Annotated in this window: 11 protein-coding genes and 1 other RNA gene; 7 read left to right on the forward strand and 5 right to left on the reverse strand. The window is 31.7% G+C overall.

Annotation, left to right across the window (positions count from 1 at the left end):
* Positions 1–89: 89 nt before the first annotated feature.
* From FUA26_RS01435 to FUA26_RS01450, 4 genes are all read left to right on the forward strand, one after another.
* Positions 90–2,891 carry a M16 family metallopeptidase gene (locus FUA26_RS01435; protein ID WP_147130692.1) on the forward strand — a complete coding sequence of 934 codons (2,802 nt, stop codon included), beginning with the start codon at positions 90–92 and terminating at the stop codon, positions 2,889–2,891.
* Positions 2,892–3,025: 134 nt separating this feature from the next.
* Positions 3,026–3,472, forward strand: a complete 447-nt coding sequence (locus tag FUA26_RS01440; RefSeq protein ID WP_147130694.1) for a protein-disulfide reductase DsbD domain-containing protein — start codon at positions 3,026–3,028, stop codon at positions 3,470–3,472.
* Positions 3,473–3,491: 19 nt separating this feature from the next.
* Entirely contained in the window at positions 3,492–5,483 is a 1,992-nt protein-coding gene (locus FUA26_RS01445; RefSeq protein ID WP_147130696.1) for a protein-disulfide reductase DsbD family protein, read from the forward strand.
* A 78-nt stretch (positions 5,484–5,561) separates the two neighbouring features.
* On the forward strand, positions 5,562–7,088 hold the full coding sequence (locus FUA26_RS01450; RefSeq protein ID WP_147130698.1) for an aminotransferase class V-fold PLP-dependent enzyme: 1,527 nt from the start codon (positions 5,562–5,564) through the stop codon (positions 7,086–7,088).
* 14 nt (positions 7,089–7,102) lie between these two features.
* Here the strand turns inward: FUA26_RS01450 and FUA26_RS01455 are convergent, their stop codons facing one another.
* Entirely contained in the window at positions 7,103–8,134 is a 1,032-nt protein-coding gene (locus tag FUA26_RS01455) for a glutaminyl-peptide cyclotransferase (RefSeq protein WP_147130700.1), read from the reverse strand.
* Positions 8,135–8,222: 88 nt separating this feature from the next.
* Here FUA26_RS01455 and ffs point away from each other — a divergent pair.
* Both ffs and FUA26_RS01465 read left to right on the forward strand, forming a co-directional pair.
* Positions 8,223–8,321: signal recognition particle sRNA small type (ffs, locus tag FUA26_RS01460), an RNA gene on the forward strand.
* 81 nt (positions 8,322–8,402) lie between these two features.
* Positions 8,403–9,206 (forward strand): SDR family oxidoreductase, encoded by an 804-nt coding sequence (locus FUA26_RS01465; RefSeq protein WP_147130702.1) that lies wholly within the window; start codon positions 8,403–8,405, stop codon positions 9,204–9,206.
* 1 nt (position 9,207) lies between these two features.
* On the opposite strand, the gene FUA26_RS01470 is transcribed toward FUA26_RS01465, so the two are convergent.
* The gene (locus FUA26_RS01470; protein WP_147130703.1) at positions 9,208–10,632 is read right to left on the reverse strand and encodes a hypothetical protein; all 1,425 of its coding nucleotides are present in this window, start codon (positions 10,630–10,632) and stop codon (positions 9,208–9,210) included.
* 185 nt (positions 10,633–10,817) lie between these two features.
* Here FUA26_RS01470 and FUA26_RS01475 point away from each other — a divergent pair, with 185 nt between their 5' ends.
* A complete protein-coding gene (locus tag FUA26_RS01475; RefSeq protein WP_147130705.1) occupies positions 10,818–12,443 on the forward strand; it encodes an ABC-F family ATP-binding cassette domain-containing protein in 1,626 nt (541 codons plus the stop codon).
* A 72-nt stretch (positions 12,444–12,515) separates the two neighbouring features.
* Here FUA26_RS01475 and FUA26_RS01480 read toward each other — a convergent pair whose 3' ends face one another.
* The 3 genes from FUA26_RS01480 to pheT form a co-directional block, all read right to left on the reverse strand.
* Positions 12,516–12,752, reverse strand: a complete 237-nt coding sequence (locus FUA26_RS01480; RefSeq protein WP_147130707.1) for a putative signal transducing protein — start codon at positions 12,750–12,752, stop codon at positions 12,516–12,518.
* A gap of 65 nt (positions 12,753–12,817) precedes the next feature.
* Positions 12,818–13,681: a phosphatase PAP2 family protein gene (locus tag FUA26_RS01485; RefSeq protein WP_147130709.1), complete on the reverse strand. Its 864-nt coding sequence runs from the start codon at positions 13,679–13,681 to the stop codon at positions 12,818–12,820.
* A 6-nt stretch (positions 13,682–13,687) separates the two neighbouring features.
* Positions 13,688–16,114, reverse strand: coding sequence for a phenylalanine--tRNA ligase subunit beta (gene pheT, locus FUA26_RS01490; protein ID WP_147130711.1), 2,427 nt, complete (start codon positions 16,112–16,114; stop codon positions 13,688–13,690).
* Between the last annotated feature and the right edge of the window lie 75 nt (positions 16,115–16,189).

Here is a 16,189-nt window from a genome sequence, read left to right on the forward strand (position 1 = left end):
ATTAGTTTAAAATTTTAACATTTTTTTAATAAGGGAAAATAATAAATACAGCGTCTAAGAATAAAACATATAAAATTATCTATAAATACATGAAAAAACTAACAACGTTATTATTACTATTTGTAGGCTTGCTAATGTTTGGGCAAGACTTAAATAGCTCGCTTCCGGTTGATGAAACAATAAAAAAAGGTGTTTTACCTAACGGTTTGACCTATTACATTAAAAGTACCGATGTTGTAAAAGACGCAGCAAGTTACTACATAATACAAAACGTAGGATCTGTTTTAGAGAATGATGACCAACAAGGTTTAGCACACTTTTTAGAACACGTGGCTTTTAATGGTACTGAAAACTTTGAAGGTAAAGGCATTTTAAATACGTTTCAAGAAAAAGGGTTGGTTTTTGGTAGAGATATTAATGCTTACACTGGTTTTGATGAAACGGTTTATAACATTGATAATGTTCCAACAACTCCAGAATTAATAGATAAAGGTTTGTTAGTATTGCATGATTGGTGTAACTATTTATTATTAACCGATGAAGAAATTGATGCTGAAAGAGGTGTTATTAAAGAAGAATGGAGAACACGCCAAAATGGACAAATGCGTTTATTTCAAACATCACTACCAATTACGTTTAACCATTCAAAATATGCTGAAAGATTACCAATAGGCTTAATGCGTATTGTTGAAAACTTTGAATACAAAGCACTTAGAGATTTTTACCATGACTGGTACAGAACAGATTTACAAGCTATTGCTGTAGTTGGTGATATTGATGTAGATACTATTGAAGCTAAAATAAAAGCATTATTTTCAAAAATACCTGCTGTTAAAAATGCCCGTGAGCGTTTTATTGTAACCATACCCGATAACCAAGAAATGCTTTATAGTTTAGGTATGGATAAAGAAATATCTACCGCTATGATAGAGTTTGGTATTCGTCATAAAAAATCATTAGAAAATCAAACTGTAGCAGATTTACAAGAATCATTACTACAATCAATGGTAACAACTATGTTATCATCAAGAATATCTGAAGAAGCACAAAAACCAGATGCTGCATTTTTAGGAGCAAGCGTTGGGTATCAATCTTTAGCAAGGGCAAATAATGCATTTTCTATGAGAGTTGCTCCAAAACCAGGGCAGCAAGAAGCAGCTTTTAAAGCTGTATTAACTGAGGTTGTTAGAGCCGTTAAGTTTGGTTTTACACCATCTGAAATATCACGTACTATTAAAGAGTTCTCTAATTATTATGAAACTCAAATAGCTAAAAAAGATGATAAAAGTCACGGGGCATTAATTAATGTTATTAAAGCCAATTATTTAGATAATGAAACTATTACTGATATTGAGAAAGAATATAGCATAGCTAAAACATTATTTGCAAAGTTAACGCCAGAGGCACTTCACAATACAATAAAAAAGTTATACACAAAGCATAATAGGTTTTTAAACGTTACTGGCGTTGAAGGTAAAAATAACCTAACCCAAGAGCGTGCTTTAGCTGTTATAAATGAAGTAGAAAACAATAACACTTTAACGGCATATACTGAAGCTTTTGAAGGTAAAACTTTAATTTCTGGCCTAAATATTGCAGAAGGTAAAATAGCTAGCAAAACTAATAACAACGCGCTAGCATCAACAACCTATACATTAAGCAACGGTATTAAAGTGCATTATAAATTTGCAGATAAACAAAAAAACACGGTAGCTTTTAAAGCAATAAGTCATGGTGGTAAATCATTAATTAATGATGATAATTTACCATCGGCAGAATTGTTAGGTAACCTAATACAAATGTCTGGTTTAGGTGAATTTTCAGCTACCGAATTACCAAAAATTTTAGCTGGTAAAACTGCTTCAATGTCGCCAAGTTTAGGTGAAACCACTGAAGTTTTAGATGGATCTTCAACAACTAAAGATGTTGAAACCATGTTACAATTAGCGCATTTATATTTTGTAAAACCACGTTTTGATGAGCAAGCATATAAAGTGTTACAAAGTAATATTGATAATTATATAATTAGAAGAAGTAAAGATATCAATGAGCAAATAAAAGATAAAATAACAACTACTTTATACGGTGATGATAACCCCAGAAAGCGTGTTTTTGATAAAGACTTTGCAAATGATGTGTCTTTTGAAAAAATAAAAGCGGTGTATTTAAGCAGATTTGAAAATGCTGCAGATTTTGAATTTTTTATTGTTGGTGATGTTAAAGCAGAAGATTTAGAACCCCTTTTAAATAAATACATTGCAAGCATACCAGTTACTTCAGAAAAAGAAACTTTTAAAGATGTAACACCAAAATGGAAAAGCAATAATGTTGATGAAGATGTTAGTATAGCTATGGAAGACCCAAAAACTAACGTAAATATTGCCTTGAAAATTGAAACAGATTATACAGTAAAAAATCAATTTGTAACAAAAGCATTAGGTGATATTTTACAATTAAGGTTAACCGAAACATTACGAGAAGAAGAAGGTGGCGTTTACAGCCCAAGAGCCGGTGCATTTTTAGTTAAAGAGCCTAAAGTATTATCATACGTATCTATAAAGTTTGACTGTAACCCAGACTTAGCTGAAAAATTAGTAAGCATTGTACATAATGAAATTTCTAAAATGGCTAAAGGAGAAATTAAACAAGAAGATTTAGATAAAACATTAACTAGTTATAAAAAATCTAGAGAACAATCAAAAAGCAACAACGGGTATGACATGACGCTTTTAACCACTTTTTACAGAGATGGTTATAACATGGAAAACCCTAGTAATTTTGATGAAGTAGTTAACAATATTAATAAAAAAGACATACAAAACTTAGCTAAAAAATTACAAACAAAAGGACAATCATTTGAAATTGTAGTAAAACCATTAGCTAAAAACTAAAAGCATCTTTTTTAACGTTTATTTTAGTTGTTTTTTTGATTTTGAGTTAGTCAACCACCAAAATTAATAAAGATGCCCAATAAGGGTTATTTAAAAAAAATAACCCTTATTATTAATAATTTAAAACACAAAACATGAAAAAATTAATAGCAATTGCTTTACTAGTATTAACAACTAGTGCGTATTCTCAAATTTTAGATCCAGTAAAATGGAGCACATCAGTAGAGAAAGTTTCAAGTACAGAGTATAAATTAATAAGTAAAGCAGTTATTGAAAACGGTTGGCACTTATACTCACAAACTGTACCTGAAGGCGGTCCAATTGCTACAAGTTTTACTTACAATAGTAATGGTGCATACTTAAAAAAAGGAAATACTAATGAAGGGGAAGGTCATGTTGTTGATGATCCTATTTTTGGTATGAAAATTAAGTATTTTGAAATTGAAACGGTTTTTGAACAGCGTATCAAACTAAAAAATACAAATGCCTTTCCTATAACTGCAACTGTAACTTTTATGGTGTGTGATGATGCACGTTGTTTACCACCAACCGATAAAGAATTAGTTTTTAAACTTCAATAAACCAAACTAAACTAACCTAATGAAAAAGTTTTTATTCTTACTAGCGTTATTGTTTGTAACGTATAGTAATGCCCAAATATTAGACCCAGTAAAATGGACTACTTCTGTTGAAAAAATTTCTGAAACGCAATACAAATTAGTGGCTAATGCAAGTATTGATGCTGGTTGGCATTTGTACTCGCAAAATGTTCCTGAGGGAGGACCAATAGCCACTAGTTTTATTTTTGATGATAATAACGGAGCCATTACTTTAGTTGGAAACACTACAGAAGAAAAAGGTTATACCATTAATGATCCTGTTTTTGATATGGTTATTACTTTTTTTGAAGACAATGCTGTTTTTCAACAAATAATAAATGTAAAAGATAAAACAAATACTGTAAATGGTTTTGTAGAATTTATGGTTTGTGATGATACACGATGCTTGCCACCTAAAGAAGTTGCGTTAACATTTAATTTAAGCAACGATAAAGTTACTACAGCAGTAACTAACACAGATGATGTATCATCAACAAACACTGAAGCACCCCAAGTAAATTCAACAGTAAATGAAGGTACAGAATCATCAAAACGAGGCTTAATAACCTTATTCTTTTTAGCATTTTTATCGGGGTTTGCAGCATTATTAACACCATGTGTTTTCCCAATGATACCGTTAACAGTTAGTTTTTTTACAAAACAATCTGATAATAAAGCTAAAGGTATCAGAAATGCCATATTTTATGGTGTTTGTATAGTGGTAATTTATGTTTTATTAGGTGTTGCAGTATCTGCTATTTTTGGTCCTGCAGCTATGAATGCTTTGGCCTCTAATGTGTGGTTTAACGTAATTTTCTTTTTAATTTTAATAATATTTGCATTATCATTTTTAGGCGCTTTTGAAATTACATTACCGCAATCTTGGGCAAATAAAGTAGATGCTCAATCTAACCGTAGCGGTTTAGTTGGTATCTTTTTCATGGCTTTAGCATTAGCTATAGTATCATTTTCTTGTACAGGGCCAATAGTTGGTACTATTTTAGTTGAAGCCGCTTCTGGTGGTGATAAAGTTGGGCCAGTAATTGGCATGCTAGGTTTTTCATTAGCAATTGCATTACCGTTTGCATTATTTGCAGCCTTTCCTGGCTGGATGAACTCATTACCAAAATCTGGTGGTTGGTTAAATACAGTAAAAGTTGTTTTAGGATTTTTAGAATTAGCCTTGGCATTTAAGTTTTTATCAACGGCCGATTTAGTATTACAATTACATATTTTTGAGCGCGAAATTTTTATAGCTATCTGGATAGCTGTTTTTGGCACACTAGCTTTGTATTTATTTGGAAAAATTCAATTACCACATGATTCGCCATTAACACACATATCTGTTGGCCGTTTAGGGTTGGGGTTAATAGTTTTAGCATTTACAGTATACTTAATTCCAGGATTATGGGGTGCGCCATTAAAATTAATAAGTGGTTTTCCACCACCATTAAATTATAGCGAATCGCCATATGGAGTTGGCTATACTAAATTAGGATCAGGAGGAATTTCAACCCATGAAGCATTACCGGAAGATGCACATTACGGCGTACATGATATAGTAATGTTTCATGATTATGATAAAGGATTAGCTTACGCGAAAAAAGTTGGAAAACCCGCTATTATCGATTTTACAGGGTGGTCTTGTGTAAACTGTCGTAAAATGGAAGAGTATGTTTGGTCTGATCCAAAAGTACTTGATGTTATTAAAAACGAATATGTCATGATTTCGTTGTATGTTGATGAAAAACGAGCGCCAACCGAAAGCGAACAAGGCATTTCAGAATATCTATACCCAGGAAAACCATTCAAAAAAATAGGTGACAAGTGGGCAGAATTACAAATTATGCGATACAAATCTAATGCACAACCGCTATATGTGTTAATAGACCATAATGAAGCTAATTTAAACGCACCAGTAGCCTACACGCCAAACGTTGACGAATACTTTAATTGGTTAAAAGACGGTGTGAAAAAGTTTAAAAAACAATAAAAACTAGGTTTTTGTTTTAGTGAAAAAACTGCCTTGGTTATGTTGTTTTTCCGGGGTGGTTTTTTAAAATTTAATCATATGAATACCATAATAAAAGGAATAAATAAAGTTTTTAAACCTAAACCAAATATAGCTGTTTCAAACCTAGAAACGTATTTTGAACCGTTTAGAGAAAATATAGTTGGTAACAATGAATATTTTGTATCACCTTACGGAAGAAAAAAAATTATATATGCTGATTGGACTGCTAGCGGAAGATTATATCGTCCTATTGAAACAAAAATATTAAATGAAATAGGGCCTTTTGTAGCCAATACTCACACCGAAACCTCTATAACGGGTTCTGCCATGACGCATGCTTATCATGATGCCAGAAGTATTATTAAAAAGCATGTAAATGCCTCAACTGATGATGTTTTAATAACCGTTGGTACAGGAATGACAGGAGCTATAAATAAATTTCAGCGTATTCTTGGTATAAAACTTAATGAGAATTTAAAAGATCATACCGAAATACCTGAAGAAAAGCGCCCTGTAATTTTTGTGTCTCATATGGAGCATCATTCTAACCAAACGTCTTGGTTAGAAACCATTGCAAGGGTAGAAGTCATACCTTCAAATACAGATGGTTTGCCATGTACAAATGCGCTTTTAAAACTCATAGAAAAACATAACGAGTGCCCTATAAAAATAGCCGCTATTACAGGCTGTTCAAATGTAACAGGTATAAGAACAAACTACCATGAAGTAGCCAAAATAATGCATCAAAATAACGGATTGTGTTTTGTAGATTTTGCATGTTCTGCTCCGTATGTTAGTATTAATATGCATCCTGAAAATGATGATGCATATTTAGATGCCATAACGTTTTCTCCTCATAAATTTTTAGGAGGCCCTGGTTCATCAGGTGTGTTAATTTTTAATAAAAAATTATATAAAAATTTAGTGCCAGATAATCCTGGTGGTGGTACTGTTTCTTATACTAACCCATGGGGAGACCACGATTATATTGATGATATTGAAACCCGAGAGGATGGCGGAACACCGGGGTTTTTACAAGCCATTAAAATAGCGCTTTCTATTAGGTTGAAAGAACAAATGGGTGTTGATAATATTTTGAAGCGTGAGCACGAATTAAACACTATAGTTTTTGATAGGTTAAATAAAATTAAGAATCTGAAAATTTTAGCACCAAACCATACAGATAGGTTGGGGGTGTTTTCTTTTTTTATTGAAAACGTACATTACAATTTAATTGTAAAATTATTAAATGATAGGTTTGGTGTGCAAACCAGAGGTGGCTGCTCATGTGCTGGTACCTACGGCCATTATTTACTTAATGTAGATCAAAATACATCAAAAGCTATTGAAAAAAAGATATTAGACGGTTGTTTAATTGAACGCCCAGGTTGGATACGTATGTCTATTCACCCAACAATGACTAATACAGAAATTGAATTTATTTGTGATGCAATTAAGCACGTAGCTGAAAATTATGCTACTTGGGGAGATGATTATGAATATAACGCTTTAAAAAATGAGTATATTCACAAATCAAGTATGAATACAGAAAGGGAGATAACTAAAAAATGGTTTAGCTTGTAGGCTAAACCATTTTTTTACTCAATAACTTCAATTTCAAAAAGTTTGTCCCAGCGTTTACCGGTTACAAAAATAGTTTTGGTATCTGGGTTGTAAGCAATACCATTTAACACATCAAGTTTTTCGTGCTGTGTTACTAGCTTTTTTAATGGAGAAAAATCTATAACACCAATAACGCCACCGTTTTTTGGGTTAATTATGGCAACACCATCTTTTTGGTAACGGTTGGCAAATATTTTTCCATCTACCCATTCCATTTCATTAATTTCAACAATTTTTCCTTTATTGGTAAATACTTGTATGTAGTCTTCTTCTACTAAAGTTTCAGGGTTTAGTGTCCATATTTTTTCGGTACCATCACTTTTGTAAATAATGTTATTGTGGTTGCATAAACCCCAACCTTCTTTACTATTTCCATATTTAAAGCTACCAGTTTTTTCTAGGGTTTCAGCGTTATAAACAAAACCAGTACCCGATTTCCAAGTTAATTGGTATACTTTGTTGTTCAAAATAGTTAAACCTTCACCAAAATATTGGTCGGCTAAATCAATGTTATTTAAAACTTCGCCTGTTTTATAATTTACGGTTCTTAATTTAGATTCTTTGTATTGCCCTGTACTTTCATATAAAACACCATTGTAAAACTCTAAACCTTGTGTATATGATGTAATATCATGTGGGTATTCATTCACAATATTGTACTTAAAAATTTTTGGAGCTTCACTGTTTAAAATTGTAATTGGTGTAGTAGCTGTTTGTTTATCGCCTTCAAAATAAATGGTGGCTTCAATGGTATGCTTTCCTAGTTTAAAATTGTTTAATGCAGTTGTTTCTGTTATTTTTTTATTGTTTAATTTATATGTTATAGAATCTATAACAGCGTTTTTTTTATTAATTAATGATACTTTTAAGGTTTCATTATTACTAATATTACCTTTTTGAGCATTAGTTTTAATTAAAAAATTTATTTTTTTTTCACCAGAGTTTGAACCACATGATAATGATATTGTTGCTAATAATATGATTGATAGATATTTGAGTGTACGCATGGTTTTTTTATATTTTTAGGCAAGATATTTATTTAAAATCAGTTTAAAAAATCATTGTTATATTTTTAAAAGATTGTATCTTTGCAGCCGGCAAGTCCTACACAACCAGCTCCTGTAGAATCCTCCAGGGCGGGAACGCAGCAAAGGTATACGGTTGTAGCGGTGTGATGTAGGTAGCTTGCCTTTTTTTATGCGCTAAAATTAAATTTTCTTTTCGGTAATCTATATTGTAATTTGGCGCTTTGTTTTCAAAAAAAATGTCATAAATATGTCTAAAGTTGTTTTAATAACTGGTGGTTCTTCAGGAATAGGAAAATCTATTGGTGAATTTTTAAATGAAAAAGGCTATGTTGTTTACGGCACTAGCAGACATCCAAAAAAATATACAAACAGTAAATTTCCTATTTTAGCTTTAGATGTAAAGGATGTAACATCTATTAATACATCTGTAAATACAGTAATAAAAAAAGAAGGTAAACTAGATATTTTAATTAATAATGCAGGTGCAGGTATTACCGGGCCTATTGAAGAAACTCCTGAGGCCGAAATTAAAAATAATTTTGACACTAATTTTTTTGGGCCAATAAATGTTATTAAAGCAGTTTTACCCCAAATGCGCAAGCAACATAATGGTTTAATTATAAATGTAACTTCTATTGCTGGCTATATGGGATTGCCGTACAGAGGCGTTTATAGTGCTAGTAAAGGTGCTTTAGAGCTTATTACAGAGGCTTTTAGAATGGAGTTGAAAGACTTTAATATAAAAATGACAAATGTGGCGCCTGGTGATTTTGCTACCAATATTGCTGAAGGAAGATATCATTCACCGTTATTAGATGATTCTCCATATAAAACACCTTACGGTAATACTTTAAATTTAATGAATGCGCATGTTGATGCTGGCAGTGACCCTAACCAAATGGCTAAAGCAGTTTTTAAGATTATTAATGCTAAAAACCCAAAAATACACTACAAAGTAGGGGAGTTTATGCAAAAGTTTTCAATAGTACTAAAACGTATTTTACCTGATACGGTTTACGAAAAATTACTAATGAATCACTATAAACTTTAGGTTATTGATTTATTACACCTAAAAGTTGTTCTTCAAAATTTATAGAAAAAATATTGGCATTTGCGCTAACAACTTTTTGGTTTTTATTTACAATAATAGTTTTTGTCATTGGGTAAATAGCTAATGTTTTTTTACTGGCCTCAGGGTTTTTAAACACATATTGGTTAGAGCAGCTAAACTTTGAAGTTTTAAAGGTTTGTTTAGGCTTTTCAACATCAATTTCGTCAATATTTATGGTTATAAAATTAACTTCAGGATATTTCATTTTGAGTTCCTTTATTTTAGCATAACTCTTTTTAAAATGATTGTAATAAATATGCGACCAAAAACTAACTACTGTTGGGGTGTTATTTATTAAATTACTAATGTTGTGCTCGGTATTATTAAAATCTAAAACCTCAATGGCTGGTAGGCTAGAGCCTATTTCTAAATTTTTTAAAGATTTAGTATAGTTAGTAAGCGCAATTTTTGCTTTTTCGTTAGTAGTTTTTTCTAAAAAAGAATTAACCACGCTATCAGTTTTATCTTGGTTATTATTAAATGAAATAAATTTCATTGTAAAGTGATAAAGCAGCTCATTTTTAATTTCAGGGTTTGAAACTAAACTATCAATAATTTCAAGTTTATCTAAATTATAACGCAAAATGTTCCAGTTAAATGATTTATAATCCGGATAACTAGTGTATTTTTCTAGCGTTAAAGTATTAATGTTATGTTTTAAAAACCTGAGGTAATTATGGTAGCTTTTAAAAAAGGTATCATTGTAATTAATATCTTTTCTATAAGAATAAAAGTCATTTGGTAATGATTTTAAAAAAGCACCTTTATCTTGCCCATAATGCATAAACGGATATGCTTCTTTGCTAGAGTAATATTGAAAATCTATATTAGCCTTTGCTATTTTTTTAAAAAGCTTTGATGCGCTACATTTTTTAGTGTAAGGCTCTAATTTTTTTAGTTTTGCATTTCTAATAGAATCTATACTTTTTTCAAAAGCTTCAGGCTCTAATTGGCATAACCTTAAAATGTGTTTTTCAATGTATTCATTTTCTAAAAACTCATTAATAAAGTAGTTGTTTTTTTTTGCGCCATTACCTGTAAAAACTAAAGATTCATCAAATTCTAAGGTATTTAACCTTACCAAAACACTGTCTTCAGGCTCTAACAATACGGTTTGAAATTCTCCACCATGTTTAAAAGTGTAAACGCCTTTTTTTAAATTGTCAATTTTATAAAGAAACCGATTTCTACCGTCTAATTTTATAGTATCAGTATGGTGTTCACTATCAGTAAGTGTAACAAAACGGGCATTGGGGTTAATTACTTCACCACCAAAATAGGCATAGTTTTCTTTGGCTTTTTCGCTGTTATTTTTGCAGCCAAAAACCACCAACAAACTAAGTATTGAACATAAGTAAAATTTCATAAAAATCCCCCGTTAGCTATAAATTACAACACAAAAATACTTCAACCTATTAAAATGTGTTGTTAATGCGTTGTTAAATGTTGGGTTTTTAGGTAAAACGGCTTATTTAGGAGTTAAAATTAGCGGTTATAAGTTTCCGCTTACCAATTCATTTTTCTACTTTTGCAAAAATTTAAAGTAAGTATATGTTATCAGTATCAAATCTTTCGGTTCAATTTGGAAAACGTATTTTGTTTGATGAAGTGAATACAACGTTTACACAAGGTAATTGTTATGGTGTAATTGGCGCTAATGGTGCGGGGAAATCTACCTTTTTAAAGATTATTTCTGGCAAAATGGAGCCTACATCAGGACACGTATCGTTAGAGTCTGGTAAACGTATGTCTGTACTAGAGCAAAACCATAATTTATATGATGAGCATACGGTTTTAGAAACGGTTTTAATGGGAAACAAACCTTTATTTAAAATTAAAACTGAAATTGATGCTTTATATGCTGATTATTCTGATGAAAATGCCGACAGAATTGGAGAGCTTCAGGTACAATTTGAAGAGATGAATGGTTGGAATGCCGATAGTGATGCTGCAGCAATGCTTTCAAACTTAGGTATAAAAGAAGATTTTCATTACACATTAATGGGTGATTTAGATGGTAAACAAAAAGTACGTGTGTTATTGGCACAAGCACTTTTTGGTAATCCGGATGTATTAATTATGGATGAGCCCACTAACGACCTTGATTATGAAACCATATCATGGCTAGAACACTTTTTAGCTAACTATGATAATTGTGTAATTGTAGTATCACATGACCGTCACTTTTTAGATGCCGTTTGTACGCATATTTCAGATATTGACTTCGGAAAAATAAATCATTATTCAGGTAACTATACATTTTGGTATGAGTCATCACAACTAGCAGCACGCCAAAGAGCACAGCAGAACAAAAAAGCCGAAGAGAAAAAGAAAGAACTTGAAGAGTTTATTCGTCGTTTTTCAGCTAACGTTGCAAAAAGTAAACAAGCAACAAGTAGAAAAAAGATGATAGACAAACTAAATATTGAAGATATTAGGCCATCATCACGCCGTTATCCTGCCATTATTTTTGAACGCGAACGAGAAGCAGGTGATCAGATTTTAAATGTTGAAGCTTTAGAAGCTTCAATTGATGGCGAATTGCTATTTAAAAACATAGATTTAAACCTTAATAAAGGCGATAAAGTTGTTGTTTTTTCTAGAGATTCTAGAGCTACTACTGCTTTTTATCAAATTTTAAATGATAAAGAAAAAGCTGATAACGGAACTTTTGCTTGGGGTGTTACTACAACACAATCATACTTACCGTTAGATAATAGTGAGTTTTTTAAAAACGATTTAACTTTAGTTGATTGGTTGCGCCAATGGGCAAAAACCGAAGAAGAACGTGAAGAAGTTAATATTAGAGGCTTTTTAGGAAAAATGATTTTTAGTGGTGAAGAAGCTTTAAAGAAAAGTAATGTACTTTCTGGAGGTGAAAAAGTGCGTTGTATGTTAAGTAGAATGATGTTACAAAGAGCTAATGTTTTAATGTTAGATGAACCAACAAACCACTTAGACCTTGAAAGTATAACAGCGTTTAACAACTCATTAAAAAACTTTAAAGGCACTATTTTGTTTACAACACATGACCATGAGTTTGCGCAAACTGTAGCTAATAGGGTAGTAGAGTTAACTCCAAATGGTGTTATAGATCGTTATACAACTTTTGATGAGTACATGCAAAATCCAAAAGTTAAAGAATTAAGAGAAAAAATGTACACAGTAACTGCTTAGTTTGTTACAATGTATTTAAAATAGAACACCCGTTAGATACTAGTCTAACGGGTGTTTTTTATATTTTAATATTTAAGCTTGTAATTGCGCGTTTATGGTTTCAATAATCACCACAGCTTTATCAACTTCGTCCGTATGCACATAAATTTCTTGTAAACCCTGTATAGCAGCACCAAAGCCTGCTAACCTTCCAGATTCGGTTTCATCTTTAACCACAGCTTTAATATTTTCAGTTTCAAGTTCTGTTAACATACGCTGTACAGTTATAAAATCTCCAGTAAAAACTTTAATATAGTTTGAGTTTGCCATGATATTCTAATTTTGAGTTCTTTTAAATTTACAAAATATTCACCATAAAACATAAAAAGTTTGTTTTAAAAAACTCCTACTAAACCAATTTTGTTAGCACCAAAAGACAGATTCCAAGATACCGTTTTTGGTTTTAAAGATTTTGTAATATTATGTGCTTCATTTTTAAACAAAAATTTATCAACACCATCAACAACAATAATACTAATTGCAGCACCAAAAGCAATATCTGTAAGCCAGTGTGCACCATCAATTAATCTAGACACCGGAGCAATTGCGCCAACAGAATAAATACCAGCTTTTGTCCATGGGCTTTTAAATTGTTTAGCAATGGCATGTGCCATTGTAATTGATAAAACGGTGTGACCTGATGGAAATGAATGATGACCAGCCTCTTTTGAAAATGGTTTAAAAAAATACGGCCCTAAACCTGTACCTGGTCTCGCTCTACCAAACCCATTTTTTGCAATGGTTTGTATTAAGCCTGTAGTTACAGATGATGTAATAATTAAAACACTTGTGCGCCTAACTTTTGCATTTTTAGTAAACAAACCAAACCCATATAAACCTGCATTGGCCATAAAATAGTTTTGCGGACTGCCAAAATACCAACCAATATCTCTTAAAAGTTCAGGGTAACCTTCACGTTGGTGCCCCATAAAAGTTTCAACACTTCTATCAGCAAAAGATAAAGCAGCTGTACCGGCAACTAAACCACCAAATTTTAAAAAGTCTTTTTCTTTCCACGAAAGTGGTTTGGTAAAAGAGTTTTTAACTCCGTGCCAAGTGGTGTTTACATCATACTTTAAAAGTGTCCATGTAGATGATGTATCTTGGTCTATTTTATAAAGTACACTGTCATTTTGGGCTATACTTGTTTTAAAAAGTAAAACACCAATAAGCGCTACAATAAAATGTTTTAATTGCATAAGTATTTATCTTAATTCTGCACCAAGTTGTTTTTCAAAATTAACTTGTAGTTTGTTCATTATTTTATCAATTTGCTTGTCTGTAAGTGTTTTGTTTTCATCTTGAAGAGTAAAACTTACTGCATAACTTTTTTTGCCTTCAGGAAGATTTTTTCCTTGGTATACATCAAACAAATCAACATCTTTAAGTAGTTGTTTTTCCGTTTGCGAAGCTATTCTATCAATTTCTTCAAATGTTACAGCATCATCTAATAATAATGCAAAATCTCTTCTTACAGCTGGGTATTTAGGTATATCTTTAAACTTAACACTATTGTGTTTAATCATGTCTAAAACAGTGTCCCAACTAAAATCTGCAAATAAAACATTTTGAGAAATACCAAAATGCTTTAATATTTTTTTATTAACTAAACCAAAATCAACAAGCTTATTTTTACCTAAAGATAAGCTAATGCCTTCACTAAAAACATCGTTTTTAACTGGCGATACTTTGTATCTTGATAAGCCTAACCTGCTTAAAATACTAGTAATTGTACCTTTTAAGAAAAAGAAATCGCTTTTTTGTACAGTATTAGTCCAGCGTTCTTGTGTGCGGTTACCAGTTACAAAAACTGATAAATGTTTAAATTCTTCTCTTACATCGTTGTATTGATGATATGTTTTACCAAATTCAAAAAGTTTTAAGTTATCTTGTTTTCTGTTAATGTTGTATGCAACTGCTTCTAAACCAGAAAACAATAAACTTTGACGCATAACACCTAAATCTGTACTTAAATGGTTTAAAATTGAAATATTATGTTCCTCTTTTAATTGCTCTGTTAATGCAACGTATTTTGAAGTTGTTAAAGAGTTTGCCATTATTTCATAAAACCCTTGCGCTACTAATTGATTACCAACAATATTTTGAATTTTATAGTCGTCAAATTTTGACGTACTTGAAATTGAAGCATTTAACTTTTTAGTAGTTTTTATATTGTTGTAACCGTAAACACGTAATATTTCTTCAATAACATCAGCTTCACGTTGTACATCATTTCTGTAAGCAGGAACGGTAAGCCCTAAACCAGCTTCAGTTACGTTATTCACCTTAATTTCTAAAGAAGTTAAAATACTTTTAATAGTTTCCTTAGGAATTTCTTCTCCTATTAATTTTTTAGCATTATCAAAGGCTAAACGCACTTGAAAATCTTCAATTTTATTAGGATAGAAATCGGTAATATCACTAGTAATTTCACCTCCAGCTAACTCCTGAATTAAAAGTGCTGCTCTTTTTAAAGCATATTTTGTAATGTTAGGGTCTATTCCGCGTTCAAACCTAAATGAAGCATCAGTATTTAAAGCATGGCGTTTAGCTGTTTTTCTAACTGAAACAGGATTAAAATAGGCACTTTCTAAAAAAATACTTGTTGTACTTTCTGAAACACCCGAATATTCTCCGCCAAAAACACCGGCAATACACATTGGTTTTTCGGCATCGCAAATCATTAAGTCATCTTCATGTAACTCTCTCTCAACACCGTCTAAGGTAGTAAATTTAGTACCTTTTTCTAGCGTTTTCACTTCAACTTTACCACCGGCAATTTTAACAGCATCAAAAGCATGTAGAGGTTGCCCTAATTCATGCAGCACATAATTGGTAGCATCAACAATATTGTTAATAGGTGCTAAACCAATAGCTTTTAATCTGTGTTGTAACCATGAAGGCGATTCTTTTACTTTTACACCAGATAAAGTAACGCCACAATATCTAGGGGCAAGTTCTTTATTAACTACATCAACATCAATTTTTAGTGTTCTGTTATCAACATGAAAAGCACTAACCGATGGTGTAATGAGTTCTTGTTTTATATCTTTTTGAAGCAAGCCTGCTTTTAAATCGCGTGCGGTACCTAAATGGCTCATTGCATCGGCTCTGTTGGGTGTTAGGCCAATTTCAAAAACAACATCATTTTCTATATTAAAAATATCTGCACATGGCGTTCCAACTTTTAAGTCTTCGTTTAAAACCATAATACCATCGTGAGATTTTCCAAGGCCTAATTCGTCTTCAGCGCAAATCATACCAAAGCTTTCTTCACCTCTAATTTTTCCTTTTTTAATGGTCCAACTTTCACCTTCTGGTGTGTAAAGCGTTGTACCAATAGTGGCAACAGGTACTTTTTGGCCAGAAGCAACATTTGGTGCTCCACATACAATTTGTAATGGGGTGTTTTCACCTATGTTAACGGTAGTAACTTTTAATTTATCTGCATTAGGGTGTTTTTCACATGTTAAAACTTCTCCAACAACCACACCTTGTAAACCGCCTTTAACGGATTGGTATGTATCAATGCCTTCAACTTCAAGTCCTAAATCTGTAAGTAATTCGCCTGTTTTTTCAGGTGTCCAATCTATTTTAATAAACTGCTTTAGCCAATTGTATGAAATCTTCATAAAGTGTACATATAGTTAAGATGGCAAATATAAAACTATTGATAGAAGCAGTCAAAAAAAGTACATGTATTTGTA

Origin of the sequence: Seonamhaeicola algicola, assembly GCF_007997385.1 — a bacterium.
Taxonomy (GTDB): domain Bacteria; phylum Bacteroidota; class Bacteroidia; order Flavobacteriales; family Flavobacteriaceae; genus Seonamhaeicola; species Seonamhaeicola algicola.